At 61.9% G+C, this 15564-nt stretch carries 14 protein-coding genes and 1 pseudogene; 5 read left to right on the top strand and 10 right to left on the bottom strand.

What is annotated here, in order from left to right; all coding sequences use genetic code 11:
* Positions 1–10: 10 nt before the first annotated feature.
* The 6 genes from ACW9JE_RS04395 to ACW9JE_RS04370 are packed head-to-tail and all read right to left on the bottom strand — an operon-like array spanning position 11 to position 4259.
* On the bottom strand, positions 11–1690 hold the full coding sequence (locus tag ACW9JE_RS04395) for an AMP-binding protein (RefSeq protein ID WP_457432055.1): 1680 nt from the start codon (positions 1688–1690) through the stop codon (positions 11–13).
* Positions 1687–2232 (bottom strand): COG4648 family protein, encoded by a 546-nt coding sequence (locus tag ACW9JE_RS04390; RefSeq protein WP_224533821.1) that lies wholly within the window; start codon positions 2230–2232, stop codon positions 1687–1689. Before ACW9JE_RS04390 ends, ACW9JE_RS04395 begins: the two co-directional genes overlap by 4 nt.
* Entirely contained in the window at positions 2229–2483 is a 255-nt protein-coding gene (locus tag ACW9JE_RS04385) for an acyl carrier protein (protein ID WP_110965992.1), read from the bottom strand. The genes ACW9JE_RS04390 and ACW9JE_RS04385 overlap by 4 nt, the downstream gene beginning before the upstream one ends.
* A 9-nt stretch (positions 2484–2492) precedes the next feature.
* Positions 2493–2768 (bottom strand): phosphopantetheine-binding protein, encoded by a 276-nt coding sequence (locus ACW9JE_RS04380; protein WP_175375378.1) that lies wholly within the window; start codon positions 2766–2768, stop codon positions 2493–2495.
* The gene (locus tag ACW9JE_RS04375; RefSeq protein ID WP_457432054.1) at positions 2746–3558 is read right to left on the bottom strand and encodes a lysophospholipid acyltransferase family protein; all 813 of its coding nucleotides are present in this window, start codon (positions 3556–3558) and stop codon (positions 2746–2748) included. Before ACW9JE_RS04375 ends, ACW9JE_RS04380 begins: the two co-directional genes overlap by 23 nt.
* Positions 3534–4259: a beta-ketoacyl synthase chain length factor gene (locus tag ACW9JE_RS04370; protein WP_457432053.1), complete on the bottom strand. Its 726-nt coding sequence runs from the start codon at positions 4257–4259 to the stop codon at positions 3534–3536. The genes ACW9JE_RS04375 and ACW9JE_RS04370 overlap by 25 nt, the downstream gene beginning before the upstream one ends.
* Positions 4260–4613: 354 nt before the next feature.
* Here ACW9JE_RS04370 and ACW9JE_RS04365 point away from each other — a divergent pair, with 354 nt between their 5' ends.
* Entirely contained in the window at positions 4614–5384 is a 771-nt protein-coding gene (locus ACW9JE_RS04365; protein WP_457432052.1) for a ParA family protein, read from the top strand.
* A 50-nt stretch (positions 5385–5434) separates the two neighbouring features.
* On the opposite strand, the gene trxC is transcribed toward ACW9JE_RS04365, so the two are convergent.
* The 4 genes from trxC to ACW9JE_RS04345 all read right to left on the bottom strand — a co-directional run bounded on the left by trxC (position 5435) and on the right by ACW9JE_RS04345 (position 12630).
* Positions 5435–5869, bottom strand: coding sequence for a thioredoxin TrxC (trxC, locus tag ACW9JE_RS04360; protein WP_224533825.1), 435 nt, complete (start codon positions 5867–5869; stop codon positions 5435–5437).
* A 117-nt stretch (positions 5870–5986) separates the two neighbouring features.
* On the bottom strand, positions 5987–7450 hold the full coding sequence (gene selO / locus ACW9JE_RS04355) for a protein adenylyltransferase SelO (RefSeq protein ID WP_457432051.1): 1464 nt from the start codon (positions 7448–7450) through the stop codon (positions 5987–5989).
* 48 nt (positions 7451–7498) lie between these two features.
* Positions 7499–10852 carry a mechanosensitive channel MscK gene (mscK, locus tag ACW9JE_RS04350; protein ID WP_457432050.1) on the bottom strand — a complete coding sequence of 1118 codons (3354 nt, stop codon included), beginning with the start codon at positions 10850–10852 and terminating at the stop codon, positions 7499–7501.
* A gap of 35 nt (positions 10853–10887) precedes the next feature.
* Positions 10888–12630 (bottom strand): potassium/proton antiporter, encoded by a 1743-nt coding sequence (locus ACW9JE_RS04345; RefSeq protein WP_457432049.1) that lies wholly within the window; start codon positions 12628–12630, stop codon positions 10888–10890.
* A 324-nt stretch (positions 12631–12954) separates the two neighbouring features.
* Here ACW9JE_RS04345 and ACW9JE_RS04340 point away from each other — a divergent pair, with 324 nt between their 5' ends.
* The 4 genes and pseudogenes from ACW9JE_RS04340 (at position 12955) to ACW9JE_RS04325 (ending at position 15519) form a co-directional block, all read left to right on the top strand.
* Complete coding sequence (locus ACW9JE_RS04340) at positions 12955–13185, top strand: hypothetical protein (protein WP_224533831.1); 231 nt, start codon at positions 12955–12957, stop codon at positions 13183–13185.
* Positions 13182–13481 (top strand): cell division protein ZapA, encoded by a 300-nt coding sequence (locus ACW9JE_RS04335; RefSeq protein WP_224533832.1) that lies wholly within the window; start codon positions 13182–13184, stop codon positions 13479–13481. Before ACW9JE_RS04340 ends, ACW9JE_RS04335 begins: the two co-directional genes overlap by 4 nt.
* A gap of 55 nt (positions 13482–13536) precedes the next feature.
* Positions 13537–14652, top strand: a pseudogene (locus tag ACW9JE_RS04330) (HAMP domain-containing protein); the annotation flags it as partial.
* Between the two features lie 21 nt (positions 14653–14673).
* Complete coding sequence (locus ACW9JE_RS04325) at positions 14674–15519, top strand: methyl-accepting chemotaxis protein (protein ID WP_457432081.1); 846 nt, start codon at positions 14674–14676, stop codon at positions 15517–15519.
* Positions 15520–15564 lie beyond the last annotated feature (45 nt).

The raw sequence follows: 15564 nt of genomic DNA, 5'->3' as shown, positions 1-15564 counted from the left end.
CTCACAAGGCTTAAGCATCCGCCGCCTCCAGCAGAATCCGCCCGCTGGAGCAGGTGGCGGTTTCGTTGCGATAGGCGAAATACAGCTTGCCGCGGGTCGGGTCGAAACGCAGGTGCAGCTGGATTTCATCCCCCGGACGCACCAATTGCTGGAACTTGAGGACCTCCATGCCGGCGAATTTCGGTGGCAGGTTCATCAGTTGCTGGCCCAGGTTCATCGCCCACTCGACCTGCACCACACCGGGCAGTACGGGGACTTTGGGAAAGTGCCCGCTGAAATAGGCGAGGTCCGGCGGGATGGCCAGTTGCAGGCTCCATTCTCCATCGGTTTCGGTCTGCTCCAGCATCTGCGGCGTCTGGGGGCGCGGAGCCAGCAGCAGGGCTTCGACTTCGGCCTGGGGCAGTTTGCCTTGGGCGTTCAGCGGCAGTTGCCGCAGCAAACGCCAGCGCCGAGGCAGGGCCAGGGCTTCGCAGTGCTGGCTCAGGTGCTGGCGCAAGGTCTCGGTGAGGTTGCGCCGGCCTTGATTGCGCAAGGCGTGCAGGCCGGCTTCGCTCAACACCAGCAAAGCGCCCAATGAGGCGCGGTTTTCCTGCACGACGCCCAAACGCGCTTCGGCGACCCAGGCATGGGCGATCAGTGCTTGTTCGAGCATCGGCAGTGAGATGCGTTTTTCTTCGAGCTTGACGATCCGGTCCAGCCGTCCGAGCAACTCGAAGCGGCCATCGGCGGCGATACGCGCCGCATCGGCGGTGTGTTCGACGTGGTCGACGGGCAGGTAGGGCGAGGCGATCAGCAGCGCGCCGTCACTGTCCTGGGTGAGCCGCACATCGGCGAAGGGCTGCCAGAGATCGGGGCCCTGACGCCAGGCGATGCCGCCGGTTTCCGAGCTGCCGAAGATTTCCGTCGGCCATTGATTCAGGCGCTGGTGCAGGCTCTGAGCCGCGTCGACAGGCAATGCGCCGCCGGAAGAAAACACCCGGCGCACCGCGCTCAATGCCGGCCAGTCGAGGTTGTCGCCCATCCGTTTGAGCAGCGCCGGGCTGGCCACCCAGGCAAACGCAGGGTGTTCGCGGCTGGCCCGTTGCAGGTCTTCGGGGAAGGCCAGTTGCTTGCGCACAAAGGTGCGTCCGGCGCACAGCGGCCACAGCACGCGAAACAACAGGCCATAAATGTGTTGGGTGGCGACGCTGCCGATGATGCACGCCGGACCCAGGTCGGCGCCCCACAAGCGTTCCAGGGCTTCGACCTCGTTGATCAGCTGGCGCAGGGTCTTTTCGATGCGCTTGGGTTCGCCGCTGGAACCGGACGTGCACAGGCTCAGGGTGCAGCGCTCCGGATCGAGTTCCGCAGCGTTCAGCGGTGGGTGCTGGAAGTCATGCAAGTGTGCGTCGCCGGCCTGATCGGTCAGCCACAGGTCGACGTCATCCGACCAGCGCTGGCGTGTCTGGGGTTGCAGGTCGGACGGCAGCAACACGCTGACTTCGGCACGCCAGGCGCCGAGCAGGGCGATCGCCAGGTCGGCGGCATCTTCCAGGTGCACGACAATGCGCCGCACGCCACGGGCTTGCAGGCCGGCGGCCAGACGCAGGGCCTGTTCGCACAGTTGCCCGTGATTCAAGGCCGGTGCGGTCGCGACGACCCGCTCCGGCTCGGCCTTGAGCAAGAGCTGCTCAAGTTTTATCCAATTCATATACGGCCTCGTACCCGTATTCGTATGAGCAACTCAACGGCAAACATCAGGCCGATCAATCCGTAGGAAATCAGTCCGGTGTAGACCATCCACCAGCTCAGCGGCGCCCATAGCGTCAGGGCGGCCGCGCACAAACCATTGCACAGAAAAAACACGCTCCAGGCGATGGTCACCTGGCGGGTGTAGCGAATGCCCTCGTCCGGCAGATCCGGTTCCCGCACACGGGCCAGGCGTTCCACCACCGGCGGGCCGTAAACCAGGCTGCCGCCGAACAGCGCCAGCATGAAGGCGCTGATCAGCACCGGGTACCAGCGCAGCAGCGCCGGGTTGTCGAACAACGCCAGCAGCAGGCAGAACACGATAGCCACCGCGGCCATCCACAGACTGCCGGGGCGGCGCTTGCCGGTCAGCACCCGGGCCAGCCACAGGCTGCCCAGCAGCAGGCCGAACTGCCACGGGGCGAAGTGCTCCATGCCGAAATACACCGCGAAGGGGTAGAGCAGGCCCGCCAGCAGCAGGCCGAGGCCGATCAGTCGACTCATGCGGCCGGTTGAACCAGACGGTAGACCGCCTCGACCACATCACTGACGGTACGCACCGATTTGAATTCCTCGGCGGCGATTTTCTTGCCGGTCTGACGTTTGATGTGATCGATCAGGTCGACCGCATCGATGCTGTCGATTTCCAGGTCCTGATACAGGTTGGATTCGAGGCTCACCCGCTTGGGGTCCAGCTCGAACAGCTCGACCAGGGCATCGCGCAATGTGTTGAAAATGTCGTCACGAGTTTGCATGGTCCGGTCTCAAGCTGCCTGTTTTGCAGTGACGAACGCCGCGAGGCTCGCCACGTTGCTGAAATGGTTGCGGGTGTCCTTGGCGTCGGCGTCGATTTTGATGCCGTACTTTTTCTGGATGGCCAGGCCCAGTTCCAGGGCGTCCACCGAGTCCAGGCCCAGGCCTTCGCCGAACAGCGTCTGCTGGTCGCCGATGTCTTCGGCGCTGATGTCTTCCAGGCCCAGGGCCTCGATGATCAGGTTTTTGATGTCCCGGTTCAGGCTATCGGTGTTCAGATCGCTCATCTTCGGCGAGCTCCTTAATAAAGTAAGAATGCAAATAATCGTTGAGCTTGCGTGAGGCCTGAGGGGCCGGACCCAGCTCGGCGAAAGCCTGCGGATCTATATCGGCGCCGACACGGAAACTGAAGTGCACGCGGCGTTTGGGAATGCGGTACCAGGGCTCGGCCTTGGTCAGTGTGGTCGGGCTGACCTTGATCACCACGGGGGTGAGGATTCTCGCACCGCGCAGGGCAATGGCCGCGCCCCCCCGATGAAAGGCCGGCGCCTCGCCCGGCTGGGTGCGGGTGCCTTCGGGAAAGACGATCAGGGTCTGGCCGCTTTTCAGGGCGTCGGCGGCGGCATCGAGCATGTCCATGCTGCCATCGTTGCTGATGTATTCGGTCCGGCGCAGCGGGGCGCGGGTAAAAGGGTTGTCCCAGAGGCTTTGCTTGACCACGCAGTTGGCGTGGCGCACCAGGCCGATCAGAAACACCACGTCGATCAGTGACGGGTGGTTGGCGACGATCATCTGGCCTGGCTTGCCGAGTTTTTCAGCGCCCTGAATGTCGTAGGTCAGCACGCCGGCACGGGCCATGAACCGGATGAAAAACCAGAAGCAGCCACTGACGGTTCGCCGCGCGCGCAACCGATGGGTGGCGGCGTCACCCGGCAGGCAGCTCAATAACGGAAAAACCACCAGACGCAGGCACAGCCCGCCCAGCCCGAAAAGGGCAAAGCTTGCGGCGGTGGCCAGCAGGCGCCAGTAATAGGCGTCGCGGGTTTTTTCGGTCATGGCTTGCGTTGCCAGGTCCATACACGATTTTTCCAGGCATGTTGGCAGGTGGTCTGCTGGCCCAGCAGTGCGCGCAGAAGATTCAACGCGTGCGGCCATCGGGGTTTGGACAACGTATCCTGGGGCCTGTTCATGGACAGCTGCCAGTCATTGCCGGGAGTTATCAACAGGCCGACAGCGTAAGGAAAGGGCACGTCGTCGATCCAGGTCGAGTACGCCTCGGGTGGCTGCTCCTCGGTAACCACCAGCAACACTGCCGGCGCGCCTTCATCGAGCAGGGCGGCGGCTTCCAGCATGCCGTGTTCCAGGCCGTCCCCAGCTGCGGCCAAAGCGGTCATTTCGCTGGTTTCGCCGCGCATGATCGACCACAGGCCGATGATCGCGTTATGCACCGAAAGGCTGAACTGAGTCGGCGACAGCGGCTGGTCGGCTGCCAGATCGCTGAGGATATCGACGGTTCGCGGGGTTTCGCCGTGGCGGGATACGAAGACCAGCGGCAGCCCCTGATGGCTCTCGGCCAACGGCCAGCCGACGCTGAACGCCATCCGGGCCAGTCGACTCAGGCGCCGGCGTTGCATGGCGGGCAGGAACGACACGTCTGGAGCTGCATCGCTGGCCGGCAAGTCGACCGGTTGCCGGCTCCAGGCCTGCCAGTCGTCCACGCTTTCGAGCCCCGGGGCCCATGCGCGCCATTGGGCGATGTTGAAGTTGATCAAAGACATTCATCCCGCCCCTGAGGGCTTTCCTGACGCGGCGAGTGGCAGTTAACCACGGCTCACTCTGCGTGGCGCCTGGCGCAGAGTGCTGCGCATTATCCCGGTGCCGGGAACGTGTAGCAAATGCTGGTTACATTTTGCACAGTGGGTGGTAAAGCTCGGTCGCAAAAATCGAACGTTTGCGAATTATTCACATGGTCACTGGTCCGTCTGTCGGCTCCGTCCGAGGCGGATAGAGGCGTTTGCCGCTTTTTCCGCGGGATATTTCCGATGACCCTGTAGTCCCTGGATTTGCGGTCTAGCTAAGCCATGCCGTGGACCACTACACTCGGTCATTCTTTGATACACGGAGGTTTTGACATGCGGCGCGTGGTGTTCAATCAGAAAGGTGGCGTAGGCAAATCCAGCATTGCCTGCAATCTGGCGGCGGTCAGCGCCAATGAGGGCTATCGCACCCTGTTGGTGGATCTCGATGCCCAGGCCAACTCCACCCAATACCTGACGGGGCTCACTGGCAGCGATATTCCGATGGGAATCGCCGATTTCTTCAAGCAGACCCTGTCTTCCGGGCCTTTCTCCAAAAAGAATCAGGTCGACATCTACGAAACCCCGTTCGACAACCTCCACGTCATCACCGCCACGGCGGAACTTGCGGACTTGCAGCCCAAGCTCGAGGCCAAGCACAAGATCAACAAGCTGCGTAAGTTGCTGGAAGAGCTGGACGAGGATTACGACCGCATCTATCTCGATACGCCGCCGGCGCTGAATTTTTATGCGGTTTCGGCGCTGATTGCCGCCGATCGCGTATTGATTCCCTTCGATTGCGACAGTTTCTCGCGCCAGGCGCTGTACGGTCTGCTGGCGGAAATCGAAGAGTTGAAGGAAGACCACAACGAAGAACTGGCGGTCGAAGGGATCGTGGTCAACCAGTTCCAGGCCCGCGCCAGCCTGCCTCAGCAAATGCTCGACGAACTGATTGCCGAAGGTTTGCCAGTGCTACCGGTGTACCTGGGCAGCTCGGTGCGCATGCGCGAATCCCACCAGGCCAACACGCCGCTGATCCACCTCGATCCACGGCACAAACTGACGCAGCAGTTTGTCGAGCTGCATAACCTGCTCGAAAACGCCTGAAAATCTTCAGATCGCAGCCGGCCACAGGCTGCGATCTCTTCAATGCTGAATCAGATCCCCTGGCTACGCAGCCAACTCATCAACTGCGGCAACGGAAACGCACCGCTCTGGCGTGCCACTTCCCGCCCGTTCCTGAACAGAATCAGGCTCGGAATCGAACGAATCCCCAATTGGGCCGACAACTGCTGGTTCGCCTCGCTGTCCAGCTTGGCCAACCGACACTTGCCCGCTAACTGCCCGGCCGCCTGCTCGAACACAGGCGCAAACGACTTGCATGGCCCGCACCAATCCGCCCAAACATCCACCAGCAACGGCAGATCACCCTTGATCTGACTGGCGTAGTCGCCCTGATTCAGTTCGAAAGGCTTGTTCAGCAAGACCTCGGCCTTGCAGCGACCGCACTTGGGATGATCACCCAGGCGCTCGGCGGGGATGCGGTTGAGGCCGTTGCAGTGGGGGCAGGGGATGAGGAGTGGGTCGGTCATGGTCAGTTCCGTGGAATCAGGTTACTTGCTCAAAGGCTGTATTAAGAGTCGCCAAATTGGTTCTTATGTTATTTAAGGCTCGTTTTGGTAACTCTTATCTCTGCTATCAATGATGCCTCACGAAGAACAACTGATCTCCAAATGCTTGCCCCACTCCGGCGGCCGCTGCGCATAGCTCTCCATCCCAGGCTGTTCAACGAACGGATTGCTCAACACCGCATGCAGCCGGCGGACTTCCTCGTAGTCGCCTTTTTCCGCAGCGTCGATGGCGTTTTGTGCCAGGTAGTTGCGCAGTATGTACAGCGGATTGACCGCGTGCATCCGGGCGCGGCGTTGTTCCTGATCGAGTTCGCCTTCGCGGGCCACCCGGGCGATGTAGAGCTCGCCCCAGGCATCGAAGCCCTTGAGATCGACGAAGTCGTCGCGCAGGCGAGCGATTGTCGCTTGTGGGGACTCTTCGCCCAGCCTGCGGAAGAACAGGCTGTAGTCGACGCCGCTGTTCTGCATCAGTTGCAGCAGCTGTTCCAGCAGTGTCTGGTCGTCTTCTTCGGCGGTGGTGAGGCCCAGGCGGCGGCGCATCAGGTCCAGGTACTGGGCCTGGAACAGCGGCAGGTACAGGCCGAGGGTTTCGCGCAGGGCCTCGACGCTGATGAACGGCGTCAGGGCCTGGGCCAGGGCGCTGAGGTTCCACTGGCCGATCGGCACCTGGTTGCTGAAGGAGTACCGGCCCCGATCATCGGAATGGTTGCAGATGAAGTTGGCGTCGAAGTCGTCGAGGAAGGCGAACGGGCCGAAGTCGAAGGTAATCCCCAGAATCGACATGTTGTCGGTGTTCATCACGCCGTGGCAGAAGCCATAGGCCTGCCATTTGGCGATCAGCTCGGCGTTGCGCTCGACCACTTCGCGGAACATCGCCAGATAAGGTTCCGGCTGCTCGAGGCATTCCGGGAAATGCATGGCGAGCACATGGTCGCCGAGGGCTTTCTGCAGCTCGGGACGCTTGGTGTAGTAGAAAAATTCGAAATGACCGAAGCGCACATGGCTCGGCGCCATCCGCAAAACCATGGCCGCGCGTTCCTGCTTCTCGCGCCACACCGGGGTGTCGGAGCCGATTACGCACAGCGCCCGGGTGGTCGGGATATTCAGCGCATGGAGGGCTTCGGAGGCGAGGAATTCGCGGATCGACGAGCGCAGCACCGCGCGTCCGTCACCCATGCGCGAAAACGGTGTCTGCCCGGCACCCTTCAGGTGCAGGTCCCAGTGCTCGCCGGCCTCGTTGTACACCTCGCCCAGCAATAGACCGCGCCCGTCGCCCAGCTGCGGGTTGTAGGAACCGAACTGATGCCCGGAATAAACCATCGCCCGCGGGATCGCGTCTGCCCATAGCTTGTGGCCGCTGAACAGCTCGGCGAATTCCGGGGTTTCGGCCACGGCCGGGTCGAGATCCAGCAGCGCCATGGCGGCGGGGCTGGCGACGACCAGGCGTGGATTGTCGATCGGCTCGGGCAGGACATGGGCGGAAAACGCGTCGCCCAGGCGGTCGAAGCGGTTATCGAAGGTCAGTTCGTCGAGGGCTTTCAAAGGCCGTCTCCAGCAGAATGTCCGAGCATTCTGCTGGGGAATGGCCGCTTAGTCGAGTTTGGCGGCAGGCGGTGCGAGCGGCGGTTGCTTGTCATCGTTGAGCGGCACGATGGTTTTCGCTTCCGGTTCGATCGGCACCATCTTGTATTCCTGGCCGTGCAGGTTCTTGAGGTAGACCTCCATCTGCCGGAACGAGATGTTGATGTGCTGCTTCTTGAACTCGCGGTTGATGAAGCGGTTCACTTCGTCGAGAACCGGGTTGCGGTCGCCAAGGTCGCGCACGTGCATGCGCAACTCGTGGTCGAGGGTGCTTTCGCCGAAGTTCAGGAAGTACACGTGCGGCTCCGGCTCTTTCAGCACCCGCGGGTTTTCCCGCGCGGCCTTGAGCAGCAGTTCCTTGACCAGATCCAGGTCCGAGCCGTAATCCACACCGAGTTTGAGCGTCACCCGGGTGATGGTGTCGGTCAGGGACCAGTTGATCAGTTGCCCGGTGATGAACGTCTTGTTCGGGACGATGATGTCCTTGCGGTCGAAGTCGGTGATAGTCGTGGCGCGGATGCGGATCTTGCTCACCGTGCCCGACAGGTTGCCGATGGTGATGGTGTCGCCGATCCGCACCGGGCGTTCGAACAGGATCATGATGCCGGAGATGAAGTTGGCGAAGATTTCCTGCATGCCGAAACCCAGGCCGACCGACAGCGCTGCCACCAGCCACTGCAACTTGTCCCAGCTCACGCCAAGGGTCGACAGGGTCGAGACGAAACCGACGCCGGCAATCACATAGGACAGCAACGTCGTCGTCGCGTAGGCACTGCCCTGGGCCAGGTCGAGCTTGGACAGCACGAACACTTCCAGCAGGCCCGGCAGGTTGCGCGCCAGGGCGAAGGTGATGCCGATGATGATCAATGCGCCGAGCATGTCACCGATGCTGATCGGCACCATGCTCATGTTGGCGCCGGTGCCGCTGGTGTATTCGTAGAGGGTGACGTTGTCCAGGTACGAGAACACCGTGATCAGGTCGGCCCAGACCCAGTACAGCAAGGCCATGAAGCCGCCGAGCAGGGCCAGACGGATCAGACGCAGGGACTGTTCGTTGACCTTCTCGATGTCCATGGTCGGTTCTTCGATGATCGCTTCGCCGTCGCCGGCCTCCTTCGCTGCCTGGCGTTTTGCCAGGGCGCGCTGGTAGGCCAGGCGGCGTGCGGCGACGCTGAGGCCGCGCACGAAGGTGGCTTCGATCACCAGCCAGAACATCAGCAGGTACAGGGTGTTGATCAAGCGGTCGCTGAGTTTCAGCGCGGTGTAGTAGTAGCCGAAGCACACCGCCACGAACAGCGCCACCGGCAGGGCGGTGAACATCAGGGCCACCGCCTTGCGGAACAGCGGCGCGGTCTCGTGAGTCGGGCTGCTGAACAGCAGGCGGCCGAGCAGCCAGGTCATCAGGGCGTAGCAGATAAGCACCACCGGCATGCCCAGCACGTCGTCGGCCAGTGCCGCCGGTTGCAGTTCGGCAACTGCCACCACGGCAACCAGCGCCATCACCACCATGCCGAGCCGGCGGACCCAGCCGCGAAGGAATTCGACCTGCGGCTTCTCCCAACGGAAGTGCAACTCCGCCACGCCGCCCGGCGCCAGGACCCGGTAAGCGGTGTAGAACACCAGCCATGCCTGGGCCATCTGCAGCAAGGCCGCACCCATGTTGGCGTTCTGCCCGCGGGCGTCGATCTGCAGGGCCAGGCCGCAGAGCGCCAGGCCCAGCGACACCGGCATCGCCAGCAGAATGTTGATCAGGATCGCCTGCGGGGTGTGCCACTGGCTGTCGCGCTTGAAGTGGCCGATGTCCTGGTGAACCTTGTTCAGACGCGAGTACAGCTGCTTGCGGCGCCACAGCAGGGCACCAATCAGCAGCGCCAACGGGAGGAACAGCAGGGGACGCTGGGTCAAACCGTCGGTCAGCTCGCTCAGGCTGGACGCCAGGGGCAGGGTATCGATCTGGCGCATCAGGCGATCCGGCACGGCGCGGATCCATTCAGGATCGATGGGCTTGTTGCTCGGAATCCAGAACATCTGCTCATCCAGCGTCGCCCGCAGGCTTTGTGCGGTACTGAGCAATTGCTTCTGATTGAGTTGCAGGGTGATGGATTCGTTGAGCACCGCGCTCAGTTCGCGGTTCAAACGCTCCAGCAGGTCGGCCCGGGTAGTCGCCAGTTCCAGCAGGCTTTTGCGCAGCTGCGGGGTGACTTGCTCGGGTGGCTGGCTGGACAGCAGGTTGTCGACGTAAGTGGCCGGGTTGCTGAGCAACTCGCGCTGCTGGCTGACTTCGAACTGATACAGGCGAATGTCGGCGATCTGGTCGGCCAGATCTTTGTCGACCTTCAGGCGCGGCAGGGCTTGTTTCTGCTTATAGAGAATCTTCGACAGCAGCAGGCTGCCCTTGAGCACGTTGATCTGTTCGTCCAGGGCCGAATCGCTCTGGGTCACGCTGTCCAGTTGCTGCTTGGTCTGCAGGTTCTGCTGGGTCACTTCGTTGAGACGGTCGGTGCTCTTGAGCAGGTAGTCGGAGAGCTTGAGGTTCAACGCGCTCTCGGTGGCCAACAGGCTGCTGCCGCCGGCCTTCTGCGCTTCGATGGACTGCTGGGTCACCGTCTCCTGAGACTGCGCCAGACGCTTCTGGTTGATCAGGGTCTGCAGCTCCTGGATTTCCTGATCCAGGCGGTCGGAGCGTTCTGAGAGCAAATCATGCTGGCTGTTGCCCAGGTCTTGCAGTTGGGTGTTACCGGCCAGTTCCTGACGGCGCAGCGGGATCAGCGCGTTGAGAGCCACAAGTTCGGCGTTGAGCTGGTCGCGCTGCTCGGCGCTCAGGGTCTTGCCGCCGTCCTTGCCGGCCTTGAGGATGTTGTTGATCTGTTGGATGCGGGTCTGGCTGGTGGCGATTTCCGCCTGGGCGCGCTCGGGGCGAGTCTGGGAGGTGATGACCAGAGTATTGGCGTCGGCCAGGGCCTTTTGCAGATCGCTTTGCTGGGTCGCGCGCTCGGTGAGCATTTGCTCGAGCTGCTGGATCGACTCCTTGGTGAAGCGTTGCGAGACCGGCACCACGGGGCTGGCCTTGAGGCGGGTCAGTTCACGCTGGTTCTCGATGGTCTGCTTGGGCGCGGCCGCCAGTTGTTGCTTGAGATCGTTGAGTTTCTGCTCGTAATCGCGGCGGTTGTCGAGCTGGGTCAGCGTGCCTTGCAGCACGGACTGCAGGGCCTTCTGATCAGCCTCCGCCAGCTTGCGGTCGGCGATCTTGTCCAGACTCGTCTGCACGGATTCGCGGGTGGGTGGTTCGGCGGCTTGCAGCGTGCCGACAGAAAGACTCAGCCCCAGCAGAACCAGGGCAAAAAAGGTGCGCAGACTTGACATAAAGACCGATCGAAGTGCGAGGCGAAGAATGAAGTTTAGAGGAAGAGTCCGGGACCCGGGCGACTTCCTTCGGGGAATCTGACGCCCACTTTGCCGATCTTGTTCCCGTCCATGACCGCGACGGTCCAAATGGTGTTGTTCCATTCCACCTGGTCGCCGACCACCGGCGCACCCCCCACTTTCTGGGCAATGAAGCGGGCCAGTGACATGTCCGGATCGATGCCTTCGACCTTCAACCCGTACAGGGCGGCAACCGCGGCCAGCTGGGCGTCTCCTTCGAGTACGAAGTCGCCGAAGAAGCGCAAATCGAGGCCCCGTTGCGGCGCCTGGCTGAACAGTTTTCCGAGGGCCGCGAGGTTGTGTTCATGGCCGATTACGCACAGTAAATCATCGACTTCCAGCACCGTACTACCCGACGGATGGAGCAGTTGCTGGCCACGAAACAGGGCCGCGATACGGGTGCCTTCGGGCATTTTCAGCTCGCGAAGGGGTGAACCGATGCACCATTTTTCAGCGCCGAGGCGATAAACGAACAGCTCCCATTCGCTGGTCACGTGCACTTCCAGCGCCGCGCGGGAAATGGGGGCGGGCTCCGGCGGAACCGTCACCTTCAACAGCTTGGCGACCCACGGCAGGCTCGTGCCCTGCACCAGCAGCGACACCAGCACGATGAAGAAGGCGAGGTTGAAGTAGAGCTGGGCTTGAGGCAGGCCCGCCATCAACGGGAACACCGCCAGAATGATCGGTACCGCGCCGCGCAGCCCGACCCAGGAAATAAAGGCCTTCTCGCGTCCGTGGAACGCCTTGAACGGCAGCAGGCCGACCAGTACGGAGAGCGGGCGGGCAAACAGGATCATCCACAGCGCCAGAGCCAGGGCGGGCAGGGCGATCGGCAGCAGATCGTGGGGCGTGACCAGCAGCCCAAGCACCAGGAACATGCCGATCTGCGCCAGCCACGCCATGCCGTCGAGCATGTGCAGGATGCCATGGCGGCTGCGCACCGGGCGGTTGCCGATCACCAGACCGCACAGGTACACCGCGAGGAAACCGCTGCCGTGCAGGGCGTTCGTCAGGGCAAACACAACAAGGCCGCCGGCGATGACCAAAATCGGATAAAGACCGGCGGCCAGATTGATACGGTTGACCAGTTGCAGCATCAGCCAGCCGCCGCCCAGACCGATGACGCCGCCGATGCCGAACTCGCGCAGCAAGTGTGTCAGCAGACTCCAGTGCAGGCCGGTCTGGCCGCTGGCGAGCATGTCGATCAGGGTCACGGTGAGGAACACCGCCATCGGGTCGTTACTACCGGATTCGATTTCCAGGCTGGCCGTGACCCGTTCGTTCAGGCCCTTGCCGCCCAGCAGCGAGAACACCGCCGCGGCGTCGGTGGAGCCGACGATGGCGCCGATCAGCAGGCCCTGAATCATGTTCAGGTCGAACAGCCAGGCGGCGGCCATGCCGGTCAGCCCGGTGGTAATCAGTACCCCGACCGTGGCCAGCGACAGCGCCGGCCATAATGCCACGCGGAAACTCGAGACCCGGGTGCGCAAGCCGCCGTCGAGCAGGATCACCGCTAACGCCAGGTTGCCGACCAGGTAGGCCGTGGGGTAGTTATCGAAGATGATGCCGCCGCCATCGACGCCGGCCGTCATGCCCACGGCCAGGATGATCACCAGGATCGGGATGCCCAGGCGCGAGGAAAGTGAGCTCACCAGAATGCTTGCACCCACCAGCAACGCGCCGATCAAGAACAGGCTGTTGATGGTCGTCGCATTCAAAGGCAGTACTCCGGAAAGCTGAAAGACGGGCACAAACTGACCATGCAGTCTGCGTGCCAGCGATTCTAACCTGTTGAAATGTGATGCTGTCAAAAAGCTTTTTTGCGAGTGCCGGTATCACAAGCCCCCTCGCAGAGTGTAAAGCGCAAGCCTTGAGTGCTTTGGCGACGAAGTGCAGGAACCAGATCCGCCAATCACAGTCTCTAAAGTTCGCGAGAAAGCTCACTGGCCAGCAAAATCAAGGCCTTGCGCCTGTTTAACCCTGGCATCCCCGGTGACTTTTCTTTATCGTACGCGCCCTTTGAAAATGCCTGGAAAATCAAAATGTTGGAAGCATCCCTTAGCCAATTGGAACAGCTGGTCAGCGACCTGGTACAACAGAATCAGACCCTGCTCGGCAGCAACCAAGCCCTGAGCGCAGAACTGGCCCAGGCCAAGGATGAAAACGAAAGCCTGCAGCTGAGCCTGATGGAACAGGAAGAGAAACAAGGCGCCACCACCGCGCGCATCCAGGCCCTGGTCGAGCGTGTCAGCGCAGGCCCCGTTAGCGCATGAGTTACGGTCCTGGGGTAAAAGTCGTCTCGATTCTGGGGGAGGACTATTCGATCAAGGCGCCGGAAGGTGAAGAGCAGACCCTGCTCGACGCCGCATTGATGCTCAAGGCAGCCCTGGCCGAAACCAAAAAGAAGTACCCGACCCTGATCGGTGACCGACTGTTGGTGCTGGCTGCGATGAACCTGTGTTCCCAGCAGATCGAAATGAAGAAGCAGCACAAACTCGAACTCGACCGTTACCAAGAGCAAGTCAGCGCCACGGTTGAAGTGATTTCCAAGACGATCAATCAGGCCTGATCGGCTTTGCGCACAACCAAAGAATAAATTGTCGAACTAGTTGTATACATTCGGCATGGCTGTTGCAGTGTTTCAGCCTCTTATTCTTTGGGGGTGCTCCATGCAGTTCTGGCGACGCAGTATTCAATGGCAATTGATCCTGAGCATGGGCGCTGCCCTGCTGTTCAGCATCCTGATCGTGGTTGGCATTTATACCCTCGTGGTCAACCGTCTTGCCCAGAGTTATCTGGTCGAACAGGCGCTGCCGTCGAGCATCGAAGCGATGCGCAACGACATCGAGCGCATCCTCGTCCAGCCCCTCACCGCCGCCAAGGACATCGCCAGCAACAGCATGGTCCGCGACTGGCTGGCCAGCGGCGAAGACAGCAGCAAAACTCCCGCATTCGTTGAGTATCTGGAAGGCATCCGCGCTGAACACAAGGCGTTTACCGCGCTGATCATCGGCACCGCCACCAACCACTATTTCACCGAAAAAGGCCTGGATCGCTCGCTCAGTCGCGCCAATCCCAAGGACGCCTGGTTCTATTCCTTCCTTGATAGCAACCAGCCGCGCACCCTCAACATCGACAATGACACTGCCACCGGAGAATTGGCGCTGTTCATCGACCTGAAAGTCGAGCAGGCCGGTAAAGTCGTGGGTGTCGCCGGCCTTGGCCTGAGCATGAAAGAGCTCTCCGAGCTGATTCACAACTTCAGCTTCGGCGAGCGCGGCAAGGTCTATCTCGTGCGTTCCGACGGTCTGATCCAGGTCCATCCCGAAGCGCAATTCAGCGGCAAGCGAACCCTGGCCGAGCAGATAGGCGCCTCGGCAGCCCAAACGATCATTGGTCAAAAAACTGCCACAAACAGTAGCTTTACCCGCGATGGCGAAGACTATCTGGCCTTGAGTCTGCCATTGCGGGACCTGGGCTGGACCCTGGTGGCCGAAGTGCCACAGGCGCAGATCTACGCCGAAGCTCGCAGCGCCCTGTGGATGAGCAGCGGCATCGGCCTGGCGGTGGCGCTGGTGTGCCTGTTGCTGGTGGTGTTGCTGGCCCGTGGTCTGGTGCGACCGATTCGTCAGGTAACAGCGGCGCTGGTGGCCATCGGTAGCGGTGGTGGAGATTTGACTCAACGGTTGGATTCCAGCCGCGCCGATGAACTGGGCGACCTGGCACGGGGCTTCAATCGCTTCCTCGACAGCCAGCGCGGCATGATCAGCGAAGTGCTGACCACCAGCGAACAACTGCGCACCGCGGTGGGCCAGGTGGCGCGGGTGGTGGACAACACTGCCGAGCGTTCCGGGCGCCAGCAGGAAATGACCGACATGGTCGCCACCGCTGTCCACGAAATGGGTCTGACGGTGCAGGAAATTGCGCAAAACGCCGGAAACGCAGCAGTGGCTTCGCAAACGGCGCGGGATGAAGCCATGCAGGCGCGGGAAGTGGTCGGCGGCTCGATTCGCCATATCGAAAGCATGTCTGACGAAATCGGCGTCGCCGCCAGCGCCGTGGGCGAGCTGGCCGATCAGGTGGCGTCGATCGATCAGGTGCTGGCGGTGATCCGCGGGATTTCCGAGCAAACCAACCTGCTGGCGCTCAACGCCGCCATCGAAGCGGCGCGGGCCGGGGACATGGGTCGCGGCTTTGCTGTGGTGGCCGATGAAGTGCGGACCCTGGCGCGACGCACGCAGTCGTCCACCGACGAGATTCAACAGATGATCGGCAGCCTCAAGCAGGGCGCGGAGAATGCCGTGTCGTCGATGCACAGCGGGCAGGCGGCCACCGGCACCGGCGTCGAGTCCAGTCAGCGCACAGGTGCGTCGCTGACCGCGATCACCGGGCAGGTGGAACGCATCAGCGACATGAACCATCAGGTGGCGACGGCGACGGAAGAGCAGTCGGCGGTGACCGAGGAGATCAACCGCAATGTGCAGGGGATTTCCGACCTGGCGCGGGCGACGGCGGGGGAGGTCAGGGCTTGCCGGGAGGATTGTCAGACGTTGCAGCGGTTGGCGGATGATCTGGCGCGGCAGATGGGTGGGTTTCGGTTGAGCTGAAGATCAAAAGATCGCAGCCTGCGGCAGCTCCTACAGGGAAATGCA

The organism is Pseudomonas sp. SDO55104_S430 (assembly GCF_054070595.1).
Note: the sequence above shows the minus strand (reverse complement) of the source record. Positions and strands in the feature narration are given on the sequence as shown.

Bases quoted from the DNA above. Each gene is read 5' to 3' on its own strand.
- ACW9JE_RS04395 (WP_457432055.1), bottom strand. From the start codon at position 1,690: ATGAATTGGATAAAACTTGAGCAGCTCTTGCTCAAGGCCGAGCCGGAG.
- ACW9JE_RS04385 (WP_110965992.1), bottom strand. From the start codon at position 2,483: ATGCAAACTCGTGACGACATTTTCAACACATTGCGCGATGCCCTGGTC.
- mscK (WP_457432050.1), bottom strand. From the start codon at position 10,852: ATGTCAAGTCTGCGCACCTTTTTTGCCCTGGTTCTGCTGGGGCTGAGT.
- ACW9JE_RS04340 (WP_224533831.1), top strand. From the start codon at position 12,955: ATGTTGGAAGCATCCCTTAGCCAATTGGAACAGCTGGTCAGCGACCTG.
- ACW9JE_RS04365 (WP_457432052.1), top strand. From the start codon at position 4,614: ATGCGGCGCGTGGTGTTCAATCAGAAAGGTGGCGTAGGCAAATCCAGC.
- ACW9JE_RS04380 (WP_175375378.1), bottom strand. From the start codon at position 2,768: ATGAGCGATCTGAACACCGATAGCCTGAACCGGGACATCAAAAACCTG.
- ACW9JE_RS04335 (WP_224533832.1), top strand. From the start codon at position 13,182: ATGAGTTACGGTCCTGGGGTAAAAGTCGTCTCGATTCTGGGGGAGGAC.
- trxC (WP_224533825.1), bottom strand. From the start codon at position 5,869: ATGACCGACCCACTCCTCATCCCCTGCCCCCACTGCAACGGCCTCAAC.
- ACW9JE_RS04370 (WP_457432053.1), bottom strand. From the start codon at position 4,259: ATGTCTTTGATCAACTTCAACATCGCCCAATGGCGCGCATGGGCCCCG.
- ACW9JE_RS04325 (WP_457432081.1), top strand. From the start codon at position 14,674: ATGATCAGCGAAGTGCTGACCACCAGCGAACAACTGCGCACCGCGGTG.
- ACW9JE_RS04390 (WP_224533821.1), bottom strand. From the start codon at position 2,232: ATGAGTCGACTGATCGGCCTCGGCCTGCTGCTGGCGGGCCTGCTCTAC.
- ACW9JE_RS04375 (WP_457432054.1), bottom strand. From the start codon at position 3,558: ATGGACCTGGCAACGCAAGCCATGACCGAAAAAACCCGCGACGCCTAT.